Genomic DNA, 19,683 nt, shown 5'->3' on the forward strand with positions numbered 1-19,683 from the left:
CCCGAACTCGCAAAAGCGCCCTGTTTTACTGCAAAAACACCCTGCCAGCCCTTTATTAGGGCAAAAAAGGCCTTGCTTGACTTCGGCATGCCGTTCGGGTTGACTGAAACCAGAAAAGATCAATGATTGATATTTTTAACAACAAAGGTGTTGCATCATGTCGGTACCCCCGCGTGCCGTTCAGCTGAACGAAGCGAACGCGTTCCTTAAGGAACATCCTGAGGTTCTGTACGTCGACCTTCTGATTGCGGATATGAATGGTGTGGTGCGCGGCAAGCGCATCGAACGCACCAGCCTCCACAAGGTTTACGAGAAAGGCATCAACCTCCCGGCTTCCCTCTTTGCTCTGGATATCAATGGCTCCACGGTGGAAAGCACCGGCCTGGGCCTGGATATCGGTGACGCTGACCGCATCTGCTATCCAATCCCCGATACGCTCTCCAACGAACCCTGGCAGAAGCGCCCCACTGCACAACTGTTGATGACCATGCACGAGTTGGAAGGCGATCCGTTCTTCGCCGACCCTCGTGAGGTCCTGCGCCAGGTGGTGAGCAAGTTCGACGAACTGGGCCTGACCATCTGCGCGGCGTTCGAGCTGGAGTTCTACCTGATCGACCAGGAGAACGTGAACGGTCGCCCACAACCCCCACGCTCGCCGATCTCCGGCAAGCGCCCGCAATCCACCCAGGTCTACCTGATCGACGATCTGGACGAATACGTCGACTGCCTGCAGGACATCCTCGAAGGCGCCAAGGAACAAGGCATCCCGGCCGACGCCATCGTCAAGGAAAGCGCCCCGGCCCAGTTCGAAGTGAACCTGCACCACGTCGCCGACCCGCTCAAGGCCTGCGATTACGCGGTGCTGCTCAAGCGCCTGATCAAGAACATCGCCTACGACCATGAGATGGACACCACCTTCATGGCCAAGCCTTATCCGGGCCAGGCGGGCAACGGCCTGCACGTCCATATCTCGGTGCTGGACAAGGATGGCAAGAACATCTTCACCAGTGAGGATCCCGAGCAGAACGCCGCGCTGCGTCACGCGATCGGCGGTGTGCTCGAGACCCTACCCGCGTCGATGGCCTTCCTGTGCCCGAACGTCAACTCGTACCGCCGTTTCGGTGCCCAGTTCTACGTCCCCAACGCTCCGAGCTGGGGCCTGGACAACCGTACCGTAGCGCTGCGCGTACCGACGGGCGCACCGGATGCGGTACGTATCGAGCACCGTGTGGCCGGCGCCGATGCCAACCCCTACCTGCTGATGGCTTCGGTGCTGGCGGGCGTGCATCACGGCCTGACCAACAAGGTCGAGCCAAGCACGCCAATCGAGGGTAACGCCTACGAGCAGGTGGAACAGAGCCTGCCGAACAACCTGCGCGATGCCCTGCGCGAGCTGGACGACAGCGAGATCCTCAACAAGTACATCGATCCGAAGTACATCGATATCTTCGTTGCCTGCAAGGAAAGCGAGCTGGAGGAGTTCGAACACTCCATCTCCGACCTCGAGTACAACTGGTACCTGCACACCGTCTGAACGGCCTGCAGCAAAGAACGCCGCGCAGCCCATGGCCCGCGGCGTTTTTTATGCCCGTGATCCGCAACTACGGCGCTCGGTTGCCGCTACAGGGAGCCCAATCCTCTGGCGTACAATGCCGGCTGTCCAACAGGAGACCCCGATGACGCGCACCGCCCCTCTTCGCAAGCCCCGTGCACGCAGCCAGGCCCGGATCGACTCGATACTTGACGCGGCCCGCACCCTGCTGGCCAGCGAAGGCGTGGCCAGCCTGTCGATCTACAGCGTGGCCGAGCGCGCGCAGATCCCGCCGTCGTCGGTTTATCACTTCTTCGCCAGCGTACCGGCCCTGCTCGAGGCCCTTACCGCGGATGTCCACGCCGCATTCCGCGCGTGCCTGCAAGCCCCGATCGAGCATGAACGGCTCGACGGCTGGCGGGACCTGTCACGCCTGGTGGAGCAACGCATGCTCGCCATCTACGCAGACGATGCCGCAGCCCGGCAGTTGATCCTGGCGCAACATGGATTGACCGAAGTCACCCAGGCCGACCGCCAGCACGATCTCGAACTGGGCGACCTGATGCACAAGCTGTTCAACCGGCACTTCACCCTACCGGCACTGCCACAGGACGTGGACGTATTCGCCCTGGCCATGGAGCTGGGGGACCGGGTGTATGCCCGGTCGGTGCAGCAACACGGGCAAATCACCGCCCGCATGGCAGAGGAAGGCATGCGGGTATTCGATGCCTACCTGGGCCTGTACCTGCCGCCGTACCTGCCCAAGCGCCCCACCCCGCTCTGAACGTTCAAGCCTGGCGCAGCGACAACCTGTCGATGCGGTGATCCAAAGTCTTGTGGATCACCAGGTTGGCCCGCTCCCGGGTGGGCAGGATGTTCTCCACAAGATTCTTCAGGTTCACCCGGTCCCAGGTATCGGAGGCCATGGCCAGCGCCTCTGGGTCGGACAGCCCCTTGAACTTGTTGAAGTAGGAGTCGTCCGACTGGAAGGCCGTGTTCTTCAAATAGACGAAGCGCTCCAGGTACCAGGTCTTGATGGCCTCCGGTGCGGCGTCGACATAGATCGAGAAGTCGATGAAATCCAGGGCATGCAGGCCCTGCCCCCGCTCACCCTGCAACACATTCAGGCCTTCGAGGATGATGATGTCCGGCGCCTCCACCGACTGCGCCTCGTCAGCCAGGATGTCGTAGCGGACATGGGAATAGATCGGGATCTGCGCGGCCTCGCCCCGCCGGCACACCGCCTGGAGAAACTCCAGGAATAGCGGCTCGTCGTAGGACTCGGGAAACCCCTTGCGATGCAGGATGTTCTTTTCCTGCAGGCTCGCCAGGGGCAAGAGGAACGAATCGGTGGTCACCAACTGCACGTTGGGCTTGCCCGGCCAGTAGGCCAGCAACGCGGCCAGGACCCTGGCGAAGCTGCTCTTGCCCACTGCGACACTGCCCGACACCCCGATGACATAAGGCACCTTGCCCCCATCCTGTGGCGCCTTGAGCGCCTGGACCTGCGTGGCATGCAGATGCAACAGGCGCGACAGCGGCAACAGGATCTGCCTGACCTCTTCTGACTCCATGGGCTGGGTCGGGCTGGTCAGCGTCTCCATCTCCGACGGCGACAGGCTCATGGGCTCCCCGGCCCGGAGAGCGGCCCAATGGTCGCGGTCGAACTCCAAGTACCCTGCGTTTGGACCCTGCTTTGTTGTCATGTCTGTACTGTTCAGGCCTTGCGAAAGCAGGGAAAGTATCAAATCTGACCGTTATTTACAGCGCCCATGAAAAAGCCCCGCAGGGCTCGCTCCCTCCGGGGCCTTGATACGACGGTGTTCACAACTTGGCGATCGACACCTCCGTGGACTTCACGAAGGCAATCACTTCACTGCCAATGGACAGCTCCAGCTCCTTGACCGAGCGGGTAGTGATCACCGAAGTGACGATCCCCGAGGCTGTCTGCACGTCGATTTCCGACAACACATCACCCTCGACGATTTCCTTGATGGTGCCCTTGAACTGGTTGCGAACATTGATGGCTTTGATGGTCATGGTATTTCTCCTGGGGTCGAAAAACAGAGCTGCACGTTTCAAGCGGCCAGCGGCAAGCCCAAGCACAACGCTCTTGCTTGCTGCTGCTCTACAGCGCCCAACGCAATTGCGTGGGCAGGGGTGAAACAGGTTCCGGCTCGGGCGGCGACCCGGGCAGCGACAACACGCGATTGAGCACCTCGGTCTCCAGCGCCGCCAGGCGATGGGAGCCGCGTACCCGCGGCCGCGGCAGCTCGACATGCAAGTCGAGGCCAACCTCACCGTCCTCGATCAACAGCACCCGATCGGCAATCGCTACCGCCTCGCTGACATCGTGGGTCACCAGCAGCACGGTGAAGCCGTGCTGCTGCCACAGGCGTTCGATCAACTGCTGCATCTCGATCCGGGTCAGGGCATCCAGGGCCCCCAAGGGCTCGTCCAGCAACAACAGCCGTGGTTGATGGATCAGCGCCCGGGCCAGGGCCACGCGCTGCTTCTGCCCACCGGACAAGGCCGCCGGCCATTCATTGGCCCGATCCGCCAGGCCTACCGCCTCCAGGGCCTCCAGGGCCTGGGGCCGCCAGTTGCCCTTGAGCCCTAACCCAACGTTGTCGATGACTTTCTTCCAGGGCAGCAGGCGCGCCTCCTGGAACATCAAGCGAGTGTCCTCGCGCGCCTCGACCAGCGGTGCAGTACCGGCCAGCAACTGGCCGCCGCTAGGCTGGTCGAGGCCCGCCAGCAAGCGCAGCAAGGTGCTCTTGCCACAGCCACTGCGCCCCACCACCGCAACGAACTGGCCAGCGGGAATATGCAAGTCGACTTCCCGCAGCACCTGTCGCGAGCCAAAGGTCTTCTGCAGTTTGCGTACTGCCAGCGGGATGCCCCGCAGCAGCCGTGGTGGTTGCTGGGCAGTCATTGCGCACCTCCCTTGACGACCTGATAAGCCGGGTGCCAACGCAGCCAGACTCGCTCCAGGCCACGTGCCGCAAGGTCTGCAAGCTTGCCCAGCACGGCGTACATGACAATCGCCAGGACCACCACGTCGGTCTGCAGGAACTCCCGGGCATTCATTGCCAGGTAGCCAATGCCGGAACTGGCAGAGATGGTTTCGGCAACGATCAGGGTCAGCCACATAAAGCCCAGGGCGAACCGCACCCCCACCAGGATCGATGGCAAGGCTCCCGGCAGGATGACCTGGCGAAACAACGCGAAGCCCGTCAGGCCGTAGCTGCGGGACATTTCCACCAGCGCCGGGTCGACGTTGCGAATGCCGTGGTAGGTGTTGAGGTAGATCGGGAACAACGTACCCAGGGCCACCAGGAAGATCTTCGCCGACTCATCGATACCGAACCACAGGATCACCAGCGGGATCAGCGCCAGGTGCGGCACGTTGCGGATCATCTGCACCGAGCTGTCCAGCAAGCGCTCGCCCCATTTCGACAGGCCGGTAATGAAGCCCAGCACCAGGCCGATGCTGCCACCGATCAGGAAGCCCAGCCCGGCACGCCAGCCACTGATGGCCAGGTGGGTCCAGATATCGCCACTGCGTATCAGGCTGACCCCCGCCTCTATCACCGCGCTGGGGGCCGGCAGGATACGGGTCGACAGCCAACCCGCCGACACCGACAACTGCCAGGCCGCCAGTAACAGCAACGGCAGCCCCCACGGCGCCAGCCGATGCACTATGCGTTGTCCGTTCATGGCCGCACCTCAGCTCTGGGACGCGGCTTTGGGAATGATGTCGTTGGCTACCATCTCGCCGAACGGACTCACATAACCGGCAGCCTCCGGCAGCTTGGGCCGCTCGATGTCCAGGTGCGGGAACAGCAACTCGGCCACCCGGTAGGACTCCTCCAGATGGGGATAACCGGAGAAGATGAAGGTGTCGATCCCAAGGTCCGCGTACTCCTGCATCCGCGCCGCCACGGTAGGCCCGTCGCCCACCAAGGCGGTGCCAGCCCCGCCACGCACCAGGCCGACTCCAGCCCAGAGATTGGGGCTGACTTCCAGCTTGTCGCGACGACCGCCGTGCAAGGCCGCCATGCGCTGCTGGCCCACGGAGTCGAAGCGCGCCAGGGATGCCTGGGCCCGGGCGATGGTCTCGTCATCCAGATGGGAGATGAGTTTGTCCGCGGCTTTCCAGGCCTCTTCGTTGGTTTCGCGCACGATCACGTGCAACCGGATACCGAAGCGCACGGTGCGCCCAAGCTTGGCGGCCTTATCCCGCACTTGCTGGATCTTCTCGGCCACTGCGGCCGGTGGTTCGCCCCAGGTCAGCACCATCTCCACCTGCTCGGCGGCCAGGTCCTGCGCCGCTTCCGACGATCCGCCAAAGTACAGCGGTGGACGGGGTTGCTGCAGCGGCGGATAGAGCAGCTTGGCGCCCTTCACGCTGATGTGCTGGCCGTCGTAGTCCACGGTTTCGCCTTCCAGTACCCGGCGCCAGATGCGGGTGAACTCCACCGAAGCCTGGTACCGCTCCTCATGGTCGAGGAACAGGCCATCGCCCGCCAGCTCGTCAGGGTCGCCCCCGGTTACCAGGTTGAACAGGGCACGGCCGCCGGACAAGCGATCCAGAGTTGCCGCCTGACGCGCTGCCACCGTCGGGGAAATGATCCCGGGGCGCAGGGCCACCAGGAATTTCAGGCGCTGGGTCACCGGAATCAGCGAGGCTGCCACCAGCCAGGAGTCCTCGCAGGAACGCCCGGTAGGGATCAGCACGCCACCGAAACCCAGGCGGTCGGCGGCCTGGGCGATCTGCTGCAGGTAACCATGATCGACGGCGCGGGCGCCTTCGGCGGTGCCAAGGTAATGGCCGTCACCGTGGGTGGGCAGGAACCAGAAGATGTTGAGGCTCATGGAGTGGTCTCCTAAGGGGTCGGGTTACGGCGCTTTGGCCACGGCGGCGCCGGGCGTCCAGATCACGTCTTTGATGTTCAGGGGCTTGGGGATCAGCTTGAGCTGGTAGAAGCTGTCGGCGATTTTCTGCTGGGCGGCGATCACTTCCGGGGTCAGGAAGCCTGCGCCATAGCCCTGGCGCTTGACCGAGGTCAGGGTGATCTCGGGAGACAGCCCCAGCAGCGGCGCCACCTGTTGGGTGACCTCCTGCGGGTTGGCCCTGGACCATTCGCCCACCGCCCGCACTTCTTCTACCAGGGTCTTGATCACCTCAGGGTGCTGCTGCGCATAGGGCTTGGTGGCCAGGTAGAACTGGTGGTTGTCGACGATGCCGCTGCCGTCACGCAGGGTTCGCGCTTGCAACTGCTGCTCGGCGGCGGCCTGGTAAGGGTCCCAGATCACCCAGGCATCGACGCTGCCACGCTCGAAAGCGGCGCGGGCATCGGCCGGTGGCAGGAACACGGTCTGGATATCGCTGTACTTCAGGCCGGCATCTTCCAGGGCGCGGACTAGCAAGTAATGGACGTTGGAGCCTTTGTTGAGCACCACCTTCTTGCCCTTGAGCTCCTGCACCGAGCGGATCGGCGAGTCCTTGGGCACCAGGATTGCTTCACTCAGGGGAGCCGGTGGCTCATAGGCCACATAGAGCAGGTCGGCGCCGGCAGCCTGGGCGAACACCGGTGGCGTCTCGCCGGTCACGCCGAAGTCGATGGAGCCGACGTTCAGCCCCTCCAACAGCTGCGGGCCACCGGGAAACTCAGTCCACTGTACATCGACGCCCTGCTGCGCCAGGCGCTTCTCCAGGGAGCCCTTGGCCTTGAGCAGCACCAGGGTGCCGTACTTCTGATAGCCGATACGCAGGGTCTCGGCCTGGGCTTGGACAATGGCGCCGAAGGACACAGCCGCAGCAAACAGAGCGACCAGCCCGCGACGCAAAATGACAGGGCGCATGGCGCTCTCCTTTTTGCTGTGGGTTTTTGGCTGCACCTGCTTGCCCGTTGGCGGGCGAGTAAGGCCAGTAGTTCAGATCAATGACGTGGCTCAAATGCTCCAGCGAGCACTGAGCAGGCGTTCGTTCAACAGATTCGGGTCCAGCGGCTTGGGACGGCGTGCCAGGGCGCTGTGGAACTGCCCCAGGGCTTCATGCAAACGCAGTTCCAGGGCTTGGGCCAACTGCGGCTGGACGCTGCCTTCGCCGTAGGCGATCTGGCTATCCTCGGCAAAGATGCCCTGGAGCATTTCCTGGGCCTTGAGCGCCGAAAGCACAGGCTTCAAGGCGTAGTCCACCACGAGCATGTGGGCGATGCTGCCGCCGGTGGCCATGGGCAGCACCACCTTGTGCCTCAACGCGCCCTCGGGCAGCAGGTCCAGCAATGTCTTCAGGGCTCCGGAGAACGAAGCCTTGTAGACCGGAGTGGCGATCAGCAGGCCGTCGGCCTGTTCGATCTGGCGCAGCAGGTCGATGACCTTGGGGCTGTCGAAGCGGGCGTGAAGCAGGTCCTCGGCCGGGAAGTCCCGCACCTGGTAACTGACCACTTCCACACCTTGCTGCTGCAACCAGCGCTTGGCCAACTCCAGCAGCACTCCGGAACGGGAACGCTGGCTGGGACTGCCACCGAGAGAGACCACCAGCATGCAGGGGATTCCTTGAACGAATAAGGTGATTCGCGGGATGCGATCTCACCGGATGAGCAGACCTTAACAGTCTATTTTTATATCTATAAATCTTATTTATTCATTTGTTTATTCCACAAAAGAATATAAGAAGGTGCATTTACCAGGCGAAAAAAAAGGCCGTCGAAACGGCCTGAAAACCCCTGCTTTATGGATCTGTCATGCGCCTCAACGGTTGGGTTGTGGAGTCAGCCGCAGGTAGGGCTTCACTGCGCGATAGCCTTTGGGAAAACGCCGCTTGATCTCTTCCTCGTCCTTCAGGGACGGCACGATCACCACTTCGTCACCGTCCTGCCAGTTGGCCGGGGTGGCCACCTTGTAGTTGTCGGTGAGTTGCAGCGAGTCGATCACCCGCAGGATCTCGTGGAAATTGCGCCCAGTGCTGGCTGGGTAGGTGATGGTCAGGCGGATTTTCTTGTTCGGGTCGATGATGAACAGCGAGCGCACGGTCAGGGTGTCGCTGGCATTGGGATGGATCAGATCATAGAGGTCCGAGACCTTGCGGTCGGCGTCGGCCAGGATCGGGAAGTTGACCCGGGTGTCCTGGGTCTCGTTGATGTCCTCGATCCAGCGGTGATGGGAATCCACCGGGTCCACCGACAGGGCAATGGCCTTGACCCCGCGCTGGGCGAATTCATCCTTGAGCTTGGCGGTAAAACCCAGCTCGGTGGTGCATACCGGGGTGAAGTCCGCCGGATGGGAAAACAGCACGCCCCAGCTATCACCCAGCCACTCGTGGAAACGAATCTTGCCGGCACTGGAATCCTGTTCGAAGTCGGGGGCGATATCGCCCAGTCTGAGGCTCATGGGTGCTGCTCCTGTGAGTGCGTGATGACGCTACTCTGCCTCGGGCGCAGTTTATTTAAAAAGAATAAATATCGATTTATTAAGACCGTAAAGGAATATTAAAAATCTCTTCACTGGACTCGCAGGCACGCCAGGAACACCCTGGTACACAAGGTTCGAGAAGGCCTTGAGTAGCTGCAAGAAAGAGGGGAATTCAGGAAGGGCTCACGGGGGTGGGCCTGACTTGGAACGAAGCCTCGCCCGGCATTGCGCCGGGCGAGGTTTTTTATTGCCGATTACAGCAGCGGGATCGAGTAGCTGACGATCAGGCGGTTTTCGTCCTGGGAACGGGTGTTCGCCAGGTCGGTACGCCACATGGCGTTTTTCCAGGCGAAGCCCAGGTTCTTCAGCGGGCCTTCCGGAATGACGTAGGCAACGGTCAGGTCGCGTTCCCACTCTGTCTTGCTGCCCAGGGAGGTATCGATGTTGTTGCCACGCAGGTAGACCGCGTTGGCGGTCAGGCCAGGCACGCCGACCTTGGCGAAGTCATAACCGTAGCGAACTTGCCAGGTGCGCTCGCCAGCACGGGCGAACTTCTGGATCTGCATATCGGTGATGGTGCTGTTGGACGAGCCGTCACCCTGGTTCAGCCAAGGGAAGTCGCTATCGCCCTTGGTGTACTGGTAGCCGGCACCGAAGGTGTGGCCTTCGACCGAGTACAGGGCCAGGTAGCTGTACAGGTCGTTGTCGACCTTGCCCTTGGTGACCTTGTCGCCGTAGTAACCCGTGGTGTAGTAGCCCGCGGTGTCGCCATTACGACCGTCGTCGCGGCTGCGGTAGTAGCGCAGGTCGCTCTTCAGGACGCCCGGGCCGATTGCCCAGTTGTGCACCAGGCCGAGGAAGTTCTGGTTGTAGAAGTTCTTCAGCTCACCGAAGTAGTACGAAGCCGTCAGATCCTTGGTGATCTTGTAGTCGGCACCGGCGTAGTAGAACTTGTTGCTGAACTCGCCTTTCGGGTAGTTCGAGCCAGCGTTGGCGCCCGCGATGGACAGGCCTTCGTTGTTGCTCGAGTTACGGCCCTTGGCGCGCTCGACCTGGCCTGCGGTCAGGGTCAGGTCCTTGATTTCGTTCGAGGTGATCTGGCCGCCCTGGAAGGTTTGTGGCAGCAGGCGACCGTCGTTGTACTTGATCACCGGGTTGTTCGGCAGCAGGGTACCGACCTTCAGCTCGGTCTGGGAAACCTTGACCTTACCGGTCAGGCCCAGGCTGGCGAAGTCATGAACAGCCTTGTTGCCATCGCTCGGGAAGATGGTGCCGCCAGAAGCGGTACCAGAAGAGTTACCGCTCGTGGCCGGCGAGGAATCCAGGCGCAGGCCATACAGCGCAATGGCATCGACACCGAACTGGACAGTGCCCTGGGTGTAACCCGAGGTGAAACGCAGATCGAAGCCTTGGCCCCACTCTTCGTTCTTGTTCGGGCCAGTACCGTCACGGTTATCGGTGTTGATGTAGAAGTTACGCAGCCCCAGGGTGGCCTTGCTGTCCTCGATGAAACCAGCGGCGCCTGCCTGCTGCGCCAAAACCCCTACGGCCACAGCCAGGGCCAAGGTGGACTTGTTCATGTATCGCTCCTCTCGTTTTCTAATTCTTGTGGTTCCTGGCCCCAGATCGAAACGCCCGGGTGCCACAGATGCGCGATTAGCGCCAGACCGTGACTGATAAGTCAATCGTAACGATCTGTGTCTTCGACCAATGTCTAATCGCAGTTATTTGGTCCATGCAGGTTAATGAATTCTTCATAAACCCAAAAAGAATTATTCCATTCTTTCTCATACCCTTCAGGAATAAAGCTCGCCATCCGCCAGCCCAAAGCTCCAGCGTAGACGCCTGCGAGCCTATTCCTGAAAAATATTTTCCCGCCGCTATTGCTTCCAGGCCCTCGGCCAGATCAATGAATAACGTCATAAGGGATCAAAAAAGCGGCGCAATCATGGCTAAGAGCCTATCCTCCCGTCAATTTGTTACAGTTTTAGTATCGAAATGAAATTATTCTGAAATACACAAGGCCGCGCTTCGATCCCGGACCGAAGCGCGGCCTTGTCATTCCGGACACTATTTCACAGGGCTTTTTCGAAGATCTTCGAATTGCGCTGGTAGTTGTACAGCGAGGCTCGGGCCGATGGCAGGCGCTCGACACTGCTGGGCACGAAGCCACGCTCACGGAACCAGTGGGCCGTCCGCGTGGTAAGGACGAACAGCGTCTTGAGGCCCTGGGCCCGGGCACGAGTCTCGATCCGCTCCAGCAGCTCGTCGCCACGCTTGCCATGCCGGTACTCAGGATTGACGGCCAGGCATGCCAGCTCACCCGCATCGGAATCGGCGATCTGGTACAGCGCCGCGCAGGCGATGATCATGCCTTCGCGCTCGACCACGCTGAACTGCTCGATCTCGCGCTCCAGTACTTCGCGGGAGCGACGTACCAGGATGCCCTGCTCTTCCAATGGGCTGATCAGCTCCAATAGGCCACCAACGTCTTCGATCGCCGCCTCGCGCACCCGCTCGAACTGCTCCTGGGCAACCAGGGTGCCGCCGCCATCGCGGGTAAAGAGCTCGGTCAGCAAGGCACCATCCTCGGCATAGCTGACGATATGGCTGCGCCCTACCCCACCCCGGCAGGCCTCAGCCGCCGCATCCAGCAACTCGGCCTGGTAATTGGCGCCCAGGCGCTGCAAATGAGCAGGAACCTGCTGCGGGCGCAGTTCACGCACCAACTTGCCATCCTCGTCCAAAAGCCCTGGGTCTGCACCGAACAGCAGGAGCTTGTCGGCGCCCAGGTCGATGGCGGCACGGGTAGCCACGTCTTCACAGGCCAGGTTGAAGGTTTCCCCGGTAGGCGAGTACCCCAGGGGCGAGAGCAGGACGATGGAACGCTCGTCCAGCAGGCGATTGATACCCTTGCGATCGACCCGGCGCACCTCGCCGGTGTGGTGGTAGTCGACGCCTTCGAGCACGCCGATCGGACGAGCGGTCACCAAATTGCCGCTGGCCACCCGCAAGCGCGAGCCCTGCATTGGCGAGGACGCCATGTCCATGGACAGGCGCGCTTCGATGGCGATACGCAACTGGCCCACGGCGTCGATCACGCATTCCAGGGTCGCCGCATCGGTGATCCGCAGGCCGTGATGGTAATGGGGCGTCAGGCCGCGGGCGGCAAGGCGCGATTCGATCTGCGGGCGGGAACCGTGCACCAGCACCAGGCGCACCCCGAGGCTGTGGAGCAGCACCAGGTCGTGGACGATATTGCCAAAGTTGGGATGTTCAACGCCGTCGCCGGGGAGCATGACCACAAAGGTGCAGTCGCGGTGAGCATTGATATAGGGAGACGCGTGGCGGAGCCAATTGACGTATTCGGGCATGAACCTGAGCCTGTAAATAAAAAGCAGCCTATGAAAGGACGAAACGGAAAACGCACTGCGGGCTGATGGTTATCGTCGGAACAGGCTTGGCAACACGCTTACTCTCCTCATGGGTACGGACAGGAATACCGGCAATTTACTGAAATTGGGCCGGCGTCAGGCAGTAATGTTCAATCAATTCACGCAATAGCTGCACGGTAGGCTGCAAGCGTGACATTTCGAGGTACTCCCCCGGCTGGTGGGCACAGGCGATATCCCCGGGCCCCAGCACCAGGGTCTGGCAACCAAGGCGCTGAAGATAAGGGGCTTCTGTGCCAAACGCCACTGCTTCGGCACGATGTCCGGTCAAGCGCTCCGCCACTCGCACCAATTCGGCGTCCTCGGGTTGCTCGAACGGCGGTACGGCAGGAAACAGCGGGGCATAGTCGATCTGCACCTCGTGCCGTTCGGCCACTGGCCTGAGCCTCTGCCGGATCGCCTCGCGCAGGGCCTGCGGGTCCATGCCCGGCAAGGGACGCAGATCGAACTCCAGAGAGCACTGGCCACAGATGCGGTTGGGGTTGTCGCCACCGTGGATGCAGCCGAAGTTCAGGGTCGGCTGCGGCACGCCAAATTGCGGATTACGAAATTCACGCTGCCACTGCAGGCGCAGGCCACGCAGTTCGCCGATGGCATCGTGCATGGCCTCCAGGGCGCTGCGGCCAAGGCTCGGGTCCGACGAATGGCCGCTACGACCGAGAATGTCGATGCGCTCCATCATCACGCCCTTGTGCAAGCGGATCGGCCTGAGCCCGGTCGGTTCGCCAATCACTGCCGCTCGCCCCAGGGGACGTCCGGCGTCTGCCAGGGCCCGGGCTCCAGCCATGGAGCTTTCCTCGTCGCAAGTGGCCAGGATCAACAACGGCTGCTTGAACGGCCGCTCGAGCAACGGCCTTACAGCCTCGATGGCCAGGGCGAAGAATCCCTTCATGTCGCAACTGCCAAGGCCGACCCAACGCCCATCGACCTCGGTCAGCTTCAGTGGGTCGGTCTGCCACAGCGCCGCGTCGAACGGCACCGTGTCACTGTGCCCGGACAGCACCAGGCCGCCAGGGCCCGTGCCAAAGCTGGCCAGCAGGTTGAACTTGCCGGGGCTGACCTGCTGGATATCGCAGGTGAAGCCCAGATCGCCCAGCCAGCCGGCGAGCAGGTCGATGACCGGACGGTTGGACTGGTCCAGTGCAGGTTGGGTACAGCTCACCGAGGGGGCGGCGATCAGTGCGGCGAACTGCTCCTTCATGGACGGCAATGGCATGAGCTGGCTCCGGAAATCCCAAGACAAGGCCCATCATAGGGGCTGTTGCCCCGTCGAAGGAACCGCGGCGGCACCTCCAGGCGCCTTGTCCTGTACACTGCACGGCCTTGGCAGCCAATTTTCCCCCGGCTGCGCTCCCGATCCTGGATTGTCCGGCCATGCAGAAAGAAACCGAAATCAAACTCCGTGCCAGTCGCGAGACCCTCGTGGCCCTGCGCGAGCACCCGCTCCTGAAAAAACGCAACAAAAGTGGCTGGGAACGCCGTGAACTGATGAACCAGTACTTCGACACCCCGGACCGCGACCTGGCCCAGGCCAAGGTGGCCCTGCGCCTGCGCCGCGATGGCGATGTCGTGATCCAGACCCTCAAGACCCGTGGCCAAAGCGTCGCCGGCCTGTCCGAGCGCAACGAATACGACTGGCAGCTGCCCAAGGCCAAGCTCGACCTGAAGAAACTCGACGGCCAGTGCTGGCCCGAGGCCCTGGCCGAACTGGACAAGAAAACCCTCAAGCCGATGTTCACCACCGATTTCGTCCGCGAACGCGCAGAAATCGCCTGGGGCCGTGGCAAGGCCAAGGTGGTGATCGAGGCAGCCCTGGACCTGGGCCAGGTGATCGCCGGCAAGCACAAGGAAGAAATCTGCGAACTGGAGCTGGAACTGCGCGAAGGCGAGCCGGCGGCCCTGCTGGAGCTGGCAGCGGAGCTGGCCCTCACCCTGCCACTGATGCCCTGCGACATCAGCAAGGCCGAACGCGGCTACCGCCTGTTCGATGCCGGCAGCTATTCCCTGAGCCTGCCGGCCCCGCAACTGAGCGCCGAAACGTCGCTGGACGAAGCCTTCGCCGCCCTCGCCTGGCACCTGCTGGGCAGCAGCCAGCGCCTGGCCGAACAGTACCGCTTCAACGGCCACTGGCGCCTGCTGCAGGATTGGGTGGACAGCCTCGCCGAATTGCGCGCCCTGGTCAGCAGCCTGGGCCAGGCCGCGCCACGCCAGTCCAGCGCCGAACTGCGCAGCGCCCTGGATGCCCTGCTGGAAGACTGGCGCCCGCTGGTGCAGGCCGGCCTGGATGACGAAGACGTGCGCAAGGCCGCTCCAGAGCAATTCATCGAAGAACTCCAGGACGTGCGCTGGGGCCTGTTCTCGCTGAACACCTCGCGTTGGCTGCTGGACCGTACCTGGGCCGCCGAGCGCAACACCCGCGGCAATCGCCAAGGGGCCGCCCAACTCTCCAGCTGGCTGCCGCGCCTGCTGGCCGATGAGGCCTCGTCCCTGCAACTGCCACGCTACCAGCAGCAGCCCGAAGACCTGGCCGAGCAACTGCCGCGTATCGAGCGCATCCAGGCCTGGCTGCACCATGCCCGCAACGTGCTGGAAATCCCCGAGCTGGATCGTCTCTATGGCGAGTTGAACAAACTGGCACAACTGGCCAACGAGCCCATCACCGAGGACGCCCTGGTCGCCCGCAAGCAGCAAGCCATCGCGGTGTTCCAGAACCGCGCGTGGAAAACCCTGCTGCGCATGTGATCCACGGCGCTCAGCGCAATACCGGCAGGCTGGTGGTGGACTTGATCTCCGACAGGGCAACGATCGAGTTCACCTCCTGGATTCCCGGCACCATGGACAGCTTCTCGAAGAAGAAGCGTTCATAGGCCTCGATATCCGCCGCCACCACCCGCAATAGAAAATCCACCGCCCCCATCAGCACATAGCATTCCAGCACTTCCGGGAAACCACGGATCGCCTCGGTGAACTCGGTGAAGTTGGAGCGGCCGTGGGCATTGAGCTTGATCTCGGCAAAGATCTGCGTGTTCAGCCCGATCTTCTTGCGGTCGAGCAAGGTCACCTGGCCGCGGATCACCCCCTCTTCCTTCAAACGCTGGATCCGCCGCCAGCATGGCGACTGGGACAATCCCACCTGCTCGGCGATCTGTGCGCTGGAAAGCGAAGCATCTTCCTGCAACAGCGCGAGAATCCGGCGATCATAAGCGTCCAGCTCGCTATGCATGATTAATCCTCAAATAGGCATATATGTGAATTATTCAATTCAATAAATATAAAAATAGACTCATCTTAGATAAGAAATACCCAGAATCGAATGTAAAAATTTCTCCACTCACCTGGAGACCGCCATGCCCCTTCTCGATACCCCTGGCCAATCGTTGCGCCCCGATGCCTGGAGCCCCAACCAAGCCCATTGCCGCGTGCAATACCAGCTACTGGCCGATATCGAAGCCGACATCCTGTGCCGGGTACTCAACCACTTCGCCTTGCAGTTCCTGATTCCGCAGCGAGTCTCGGTGCAGCAGCAAGAGTCGACCCTGCAGATGGAGGTGGAACTCGATGGCTTGAGCTGGCATCGGGCCGGGGTCATCGCGGACAAGCTGCGCAACCTGATCAGCGTCAGCTCGGTTGAACTGGCAATGGTTGAGCCATCGCGCCTGCAAGCCGCAGGCTGACCCCGGTAAAACCCTGCAACCCTTGGCCGACAGGCTCCCGGCCTGGGCTGGCTATCCTTGGCTGTTCGTGGCTGGGCAACCGCGCCTCGTCCATAGCCCAAGGAGGCCAGCATGGCCGCCGTGCACATTCCCCAGGACCGTTGGCTGGAGCTGACCGAACTACTGCGCGACCTGCTGGCCCAGGGCCGTATCAGCCAGGACGCCGCCGAACAGGCGATGACAGCTCGCCACTTGGCAACCGACATCGACTCGCATCCGCTGGAAACCATCGCCGCCCGCCAGTTGCCGGACCTGCAGCGCCCCGGCCACAGCCTGGACCTGGACAGCCTCACGGCCTGGCTCGCTCGCCAGGCTGGCCTGCCCTACCTGCACCTCGACCCGCTGCAGATCGACGCGGCCAGCATCACGCCCCTGATGTCCTGCGCCTTTGCCCAGCGACATGCAATCCTCGCAGTGGCCGTGGATGCCCAAAGCGTGACGGTGGCCAGCGCCCAACCGTACGTCACGACCTGGAAAGCCGACCTGGCCCACGTTCTCAAGCGCTCCATAAGACACGTGATCGCCAACCCGGCGCAGATCCGCCGCCTGACCCAGGAGTTCTATCGCCTTGCGCGATCGGTCAGTGGCGCCAGCAACGAGCAGCGAGCCAGTACTCCGGGCGATTTCGAGCAGTTGCTGAAGTTGGGAAGCAGCGACCCGGCAGCGGGCACCGACGACGCCCACACCGTCCATATCGTCGACTGGCTGTTCCAGTACGCCTTCGAGCAACGAGCCAGTGACATTCATATCGAACCTCGCCGCGAACAGGGCAACCTGCGTTTTCGCATCGACGGCATGCTGCACCACGTCTACGCGTTTCCAACCCAGGTGACCCTGGCCATCATCAGCCGCCTCAAGAGCCTTGGGCGCATGAACGTCGCGGAAAAACGCCGCCCACAGGACGGTCGGGTCAAGGCCCGCACGCCATCGGGCAACGACGTCGAGCTGCGCCTGTCGACCCTGCCCACGGCCTTCGGCGAGAAACTGGTGATGCGCATCTTCGACCCCCAGGTCCTGCTCAAGGACTTCGACCAGCTGGGCTTCTCCGGCGCGGACCTGGAGCGCTGGCAAGCCATGACCACCCAGGCCCACGGCATCATCCTGGTCACCGGGCCCACGGGTTCGGGCAAGACCAGTACCCTCTACGCCACCCTGAGGCAGCTGGCGACACCTGAAATCAATCTCTGCACCATCGAGGACCCGATCGAAATGCTCGAGCCAGCGTTCAACCAGATGCAGGTGCAGCACAACATCGACCTGGACTTCTCCAGCGGCGTCCGCGCCCTGCTGCGCCAGGACCCGGACATCATCATGATCGGCGAAATCCGCGACCTGGAGACCGCCGAGATCGCGATCCAGGCCGCGCTGACCGGCCACCTGGTGCTGTCCACCCTGCACACCAACGACGCCCCGGGCGCCATCAGCCGCCTGCTGGAGCTGGGCGTACCGCATTACTTGATCAAGGCCACGCTGATCGGGGTCATGGCCCAGCGCCTGGTACGTACCCTGTGCGGCCATTGCAAGCAACCTGTGGATCTCGACGCGGACCAATGGCAGAGCCTGGCGCCTGCCGAGCGGCTGCCGGTGCCCCTGCACGCCTACTGCGCCATTGGCTGTGCCGAGTGCCGAGGCACCGGCTACCGCGGGCGGGTCGGGGTCTATGAAATCCTGCGCATGAACGATGCCCTCAAGCCCCTGATCCAACCTGACCTCGACTTGGCCGGACTGCGCCGCCAGGCCGCTGCCGACGGTATGCGCAGCCTGCGCCTGGCCGCCTCGTACCAGGTGACACAAGGGCTGACCAGCCTGGAGGAAGCCCTGCGGGTCACGCCCTGTAACGAGTCCCGATAGCGCCGCCAAAGCGCGCCTCTAGGGCTGGACTACGCTGTAGGCACAGCCAAAACGTGCAAGGAGCCGGGCATGAACATCCGCCAGAACATGATCACCTCGGGCGCCATCAGCCTACTGGCCATCGCCCTGGTGGCCGGCATCGGTCTCTGGGGCCAGTCGCGCCTGGCCAGCGCCCTGCACGACAACGAACTCAATGCCAGCGCCCTGCGCAACCACCTGGAAGCCGACATGATGCATGACGCCCTGCGGGCCGATGTGCTGCAAGCGCTGAGCAGCCAGCCTGGTGATGAAGCGGCGGGCAACGAAGTGCGCGACAGCCTGCGCGAGCACGGCGACTGGTTCCGCAAATCCCTGGCCGAGAATGCCCGGCTGCCACTGGCGTCGGAGATCCGCGAGGCCATCGGTGAACTGCAGCCGGTGCTGGAGAACTACATCCGGGCCGCACAGGACATTGCCGGGCTGGCCCTCAAGGATCCCCAGGCCGCACGCCTGCAGATGCCGGAGTTTTCCCAGCGGTTCACTGAAGTGGAAACCCGCAACGAGGCCCTGAGCAGCAAGATCGAAGCCAGCAGCGCCCAGACCCGCGCCCGCAGCGAAACGGCGGTACGCCAGGCCGCCGGGTGGCTGATCGGCGGTAGCCTTTGCGCCGCCCTGGCCTTGTGCCTGCTGACCCGGCAACTGCTCAACCGCGTGCTCAAGCCCCTGGAGAAGTCCGTGGCCACGGCCCGGGCCATTGCCCAGGGCGACCTGACCCGCAGCATCAGCGTCGACAGCCATGACGAAGCCGGCCAACTGCAACAGGCTTTGGGCGAAATGCAGAACAACCTACGGCAGATGATCACCACCATCCGCCATGAAAGCGAGGAACTGCGCGGCCGCTCCCACAGCCTCAGCGGCACCTCGTCGCACATCGCCGACGGGGCCAGCGAGCAGGCCGATGGCGCCACCGACATGGCGGCAGCCATGGAACAGATGATCAGCAATATCGCCCAGGTCGCCGAACATGCGCGCAATGCCCAGAGCATTTCTTCCCAGTCCGAATCCCTGGCCGATAGCGGCGGCCAAGTGATACTCGGCGTGGTGGACGGCATGAGCCAGATTGCCGAGGCGGTCAACCAGTCCTCTGAAAGCATCACCGCCCTGGGCCAGTCCTCCGAAGAAATCCACTCGATCATCCAGGTGATCAACAGCATCGCCGAACAGACCAACCTGCTGGCGCTCAACGCCGCCATCGAGGCTGCCAGGGCCGGCGAGGCCGGGCGCGGGTTCGCCGTGGTCGCCGACGAGGTGCGCAACCTGGCGGCCCGTACGGCGCAATCGACCCAGGAGATCACCGGCATGATCCAACGCATCCGGGAAACCACCGAACAGGCGGTCAGCGGCATGCAGACCGGAGTCAGCCGGGTGAACGACGGGGTGAACATGGCCCAGCAGGCGGGCACCTCGATCAACGAGATCCGCCAGGGAGCCCAGCGCTCGGCGCTGATGGTCCAGGAGATCTCCCACACCATCGGCGAACAGTCCAAGGCCAGCGGCGAAGTCGCCCAGCGAGTGGAAATGATCAGCGAGGTGGCCCGGCGCAACAGCCAGGCCATGCGCGACCTGATCCTCACGGTGGAACAGATGGAGAGTTCGGTTGCCACCCTGCAGACCTCGGTCACGCGTTTCCAACTGTGAAGCCAAGGCCGAGACCCCATTGACCCATAGATGAACAGGT

At 62.6% G+C, this 19,683-nt stretch carries 18 protein-coding genes; 6 read left to right on the forward strand and 12 right to left on the reverse strand.

The window, feature by feature from the left end; genetic code table 11:
* Window positions 1-157: 157 nt before the first annotated feature.
* Window positions 158-1,534 carry a glutamine synthetase family protein gene (locus I9018_RS30850; protein ID WP_068575403.1) on the forward strand — a complete coding sequence of 459 codons (1,377 nt, stop codon included), beginning with the start codon at window positions 158-160 and terminating at the stop codon, window positions 1,532-1,534.
* A 142-nt stretch (window positions 1,535-1,676) separates the two neighbouring features.
* Window positions 1,677-2,315, forward strand: a complete 639-nt coding sequence (locus I9018_RS30855; RefSeq protein ID WP_068575402.1) for a TetR/AcrR family transcriptional regulator — start codon at window positions 1,677-1,679, stop codon at window positions 2,313-2,315.
* A gap of 4 nt (window positions 2,316-2,319) precedes the next feature.
* Here I9018_RS30855 and coaA read toward each other — a convergent pair whose 3' ends face one another.
* The 11 genes from coaA to argE form a co-directional block, all read right to left on the reverse strand.
* Window positions 2,320-3,237, reverse strand: a complete 918-nt coding sequence (coaA, locus tag I9018_RS30860; protein WP_068575401.1) for a type I pantothenate kinase — start codon at window positions 3,235-3,237, stop codon at window positions 2,320-2,322.
* Window positions 3,238-3,355: 118 nt separating this feature from the next.
* Window positions 3,356-3,571, reverse strand: coding sequence for a TOBE domain-containing protein (locus tag I9018_RS30865; RefSeq protein WP_011064106.1), 216 nt, complete (start codon window positions 3,569-3,571; stop codon window positions 3,356-3,358).
* An 88-nt stretch (window positions 3,572-3,659) separates the two neighbouring features.
* Window positions 3,660-4,466, reverse strand: a complete 807-nt coding sequence (gene ssuB / locus I9018_RS30870; protein ID WP_241108267.1) for an aliphatic sulfonates ABC transporter ATP-binding protein — start codon at window positions 4,464-4,466, stop codon at window positions 3,660-3,662.
* Window positions 4,463-5,251: an aliphatic sulfonate ABC transporter permease SsuC gene (ssuC, locus tag I9018_RS30875; RefSeq protein WP_068575399.1), complete on the reverse strand. Its 789-nt coding sequence runs from the start codon at window positions 5,249-5,251 to the stop codon at window positions 4,463-4,465. Before ssuC ends, ssuB begins: the two co-directional genes overlap by 4 nt.
* A 9-nt stretch (window positions 5,252-5,260) precedes the next feature.
* A complete protein-coding gene (gene ssuD / locus I9018_RS30880) occupies window positions 5,261-6,409 on the reverse strand; it encodes an FMNH2-dependent alkanesulfonate monooxygenase (RefSeq protein ID WP_068575398.1) in 1,149 nt (382 codons plus the stop codon).
* A gap of 24 nt (window positions 6,410-6,433) precedes the next feature.
* Window positions 6,434-7,399: a sulfonate ABC transporter substrate-binding protein gene (locus I9018_RS30885; protein ID WP_053133817.1), complete on the reverse strand. Its 966-nt coding sequence runs from the start codon at window positions 7,397-7,399 to the stop codon at window positions 6,434-6,436.
* Window positions 7,400-7,489: 90 nt separating this feature from the next.
* The gene (ssuE, locus tag I9018_RS30890) at window positions 7,490-8,083 is read right to left on the reverse strand and encodes an NADPH-dependent FMN reductase (RefSeq protein WP_241108268.1); all 594 of its coding nucleotides are present in this window, start codon (window positions 8,081-8,083) and stop codon (window positions 7,490-7,492) included.
* Between the two features lie 207 nt (window positions 8,084-8,290).
* A complete protein-coding gene (locus I9018_RS30895; RefSeq protein ID WP_022641715.1) occupies window positions 8,291-8,929 on the reverse strand; it encodes a peroxiredoxin in 639 nt (212 codons plus the stop codon).
* A 275-nt stretch (window positions 8,930-9,204) separates the two neighbouring features.
* Window positions 9,205-10,530 carry an OprD family porin gene (locus I9018_RS30900; RefSeq protein WP_241108269.1) on the reverse strand — a complete coding sequence of 442 codons (1,326 nt, stop codon included), beginning with the start codon at window positions 10,528-10,530 and terminating at the stop codon, window positions 9,205-9,207.
* Between the two features lie 495 nt (window positions 10,531-11,025).
* Window positions 11,026-12,324, reverse strand: a complete 1,299-nt coding sequence (argA, locus tag I9018_RS30905; protein WP_068576058.1) for an amino-acid N-acetyltransferase — start codon at window positions 12,322-12,324, stop codon at window positions 11,026-11,028.
* A 136-nt stretch (window positions 12,325-12,460) separates the two neighbouring features.
* Window positions 12,461-13,618 carry an acetylornithine deacetylase gene (gene argE, locus I9018_RS30910; RefSeq protein ID WP_241108270.1) on the reverse strand — a complete coding sequence of 386 codons (1,158 nt, stop codon included), beginning with the start codon at window positions 13,616-13,618 and terminating at the stop codon, window positions 12,461-12,463.
* A gap of 158 nt (window positions 13,619-13,776) precedes the next feature.
* Between argE and I9018_RS30915 the strand changes: the two genes are divergently transcribed.
* Window positions 13,777-15,144 carry a CYTH domain-containing protein gene (locus tag I9018_RS30915; RefSeq protein WP_241108271.1) on the forward strand — a complete coding sequence of 456 codons (1,368 nt, stop codon included), beginning with the start codon at window positions 13,777-13,779 and terminating at the stop codon, window positions 15,142-15,144.
* Between the two features lie 10 nt (window positions 15,145-15,154).
* On the opposite strand, the gene I9018_RS30920 is transcribed toward I9018_RS30915, so the two are convergent.
* Window positions 15,155-15,625: an Lrp/AsnC family transcriptional regulator gene (locus tag I9018_RS30920; RefSeq protein WP_241108272.1), complete on the reverse strand. Its 471-nt coding sequence runs from the start codon at window positions 15,623-15,625 to the stop codon at window positions 15,155-15,157.
* Between the two features lie 124 nt (window positions 15,626-15,749).
* Here I9018_RS30920 and I9018_RS30925 point away from each other — a divergent pair, with 124 nt between their 5' ends.
* From I9018_RS30925 to I9018_RS30935, 3 genes are all read left to right on the forward strand, one after another.
* Window positions 15,750-16,076, forward strand: a complete 327-nt coding sequence (locus tag I9018_RS30925; protein ID WP_241108273.1) for a hypothetical protein — start codon at window positions 15,750-15,752, stop codon at window positions 16,074-16,076.
* A 111-nt stretch (window positions 16,077-16,187) separates the two neighbouring features.
* A complete protein-coding gene (locus tag I9018_RS30930; protein WP_241108274.1) occupies window positions 16,188-17,966 on the forward strand; it encodes a type II/IV secretion system protein in 1,779 nt (592 codons plus the stop codon).
* A 69-nt stretch (window positions 17,967-18,035) separates the two neighbouring features.
* Window positions 18,036-19,643: a methyl-accepting chemotaxis protein gene (locus I9018_RS30935; RefSeq protein ID WP_068576046.1), complete on the forward strand. Its 1,608-nt coding sequence runs from the start codon at window positions 18,036-18,038 to the stop codon at window positions 19,641-19,643.
* Window positions 19,644-19,683 lie beyond the last annotated feature (40 nt).

It is taken from the genome of Pseudomonas sp. MPFS, from assembly GCF_022537035.1.
GTDB lineage: Bacteria > Pseudomonadota > Gammaproteobacteria > Pseudomonadales > Pseudomonadaceae > Aquipseudomonas > Aquipseudomonas sessilinigenes.

Excerpts from the sequence above, each read along its gene's own strand:
- I9018_RS30850 (WP_068575403.1), top strand. The coding sequence starts at position 158 with ATGTCGGTACCCCCGCGTGCCGTTCAGCTGAACGAAGCGAACGCGTTC.
- I9018_RS30855 (WP_068575402.1), top strand. The coding sequence starts at position 1,677 with ATGACGCGCACCGCCCCTCTTCGCAAGCCCCGTGCACGCAGCCAGGCC.
- coaA (WP_068575401.1), bottom strand. The coding sequence starts at position 3,237 with ATGACAACAAAGCAGGGTCCAAACGCAGGGTACTTGGAGTTCGACCGC.
- I9018_RS30865 (WP_011064106.1), bottom strand. The coding sequence starts at position 3,571 with ATGACCATCAAAGCCATCAATGTTCGCAACCAGTTCAAGGGCACCATC.
- ssuB (WP_241108267.1), bottom strand. The coding sequence starts at position 4,466 with ATGACTGCCCAGCAACCACCACGGCTGCTGCGGGGCATCCCGCTGGCA.
- ssuC (WP_068575399.1), bottom strand. The coding sequence starts at position 5,251 with ATGAACGGACAACGCATAGTGCATCGGCTGGCGCCGTGGGGGCTGCCG.
- ssuD (WP_068575398.1), bottom strand. The coding sequence starts at position 6,409 with ATGAGCCTCAACATCTTCTGGTTCCTGCCCACCCACGGTGACGGCCAT.
- I9018_RS30885 (WP_053133817.1), bottom strand. The coding sequence starts at position 7,399 with ATGCGCCCTGTCATTTTGCGTCGCGGGCTGGTCGCTCTGTTTGCTGCG.
- ssuE (WP_241108268.1), bottom strand. The coding sequence starts at position 8,083 with ATGCTGGTGGTCTCTCTCGGTGGCAGTCCCAGCCAGCGTTCCCGTTCC.
- I9018_RS30895 (WP_022641715.1), bottom strand. The coding sequence starts at position 8,929 with ATGAGCCTCAGACTGGGCGATATCGCCCCCGACTTCGAACAGGATTCC.
- I9018_RS30900 (WP_241108269.1), bottom strand. The coding sequence starts at position 10,530 with ATGAACAAGTCCACCTTGGCCCTGGCTGTGGCCGTAGGGGTTTTGGCG.
- argA (WP_068576058.1), bottom strand. The coding sequence starts at position 12,324 with ATGCCCGAATACGTCAATTGGCTCCGCCACGCGTCTCCCTATATCAAT.
- argE (WP_241108270.1), bottom strand. The coding sequence starts at position 13,618 with ATGCCATTGCCGTCCATGAAGGAGCAGTTCGCCGCACTGATCGCCGCC.
- I9018_RS30915 (WP_241108271.1), top strand. The coding sequence starts at position 13,777 with ATGCAGAAAGAAACCGAAATCAAACTCCGTGCCAGTCGCGAGACCCTC.
- I9018_RS30920 (WP_241108272.1), bottom strand. The coding sequence starts at position 15,625 with ATGCATAGCGAGCTGGACGCTTATGATCGCCGGATTCTCGCGCTGTTG.
- I9018_RS30925 (WP_241108273.1), top strand. The coding sequence starts at position 15,750 with ATGCCCCTTCTCGATACCCCTGGCCAATCGTTGCGCCCCGATGCCTGG.
- I9018_RS30930 (WP_241108274.1), top strand. The coding sequence starts at position 16,188 with ATGGCCGCCGTGCACATTCCCCAGGACCGTTGGCTGGAGCTGACCGAA.
- I9018_RS30935 (WP_068576046.1), top strand. The coding sequence starts at position 18,036 with ATGAACATCCGCCAGAACATGATCACCTCGGGCGCCATCAGCCTACTG.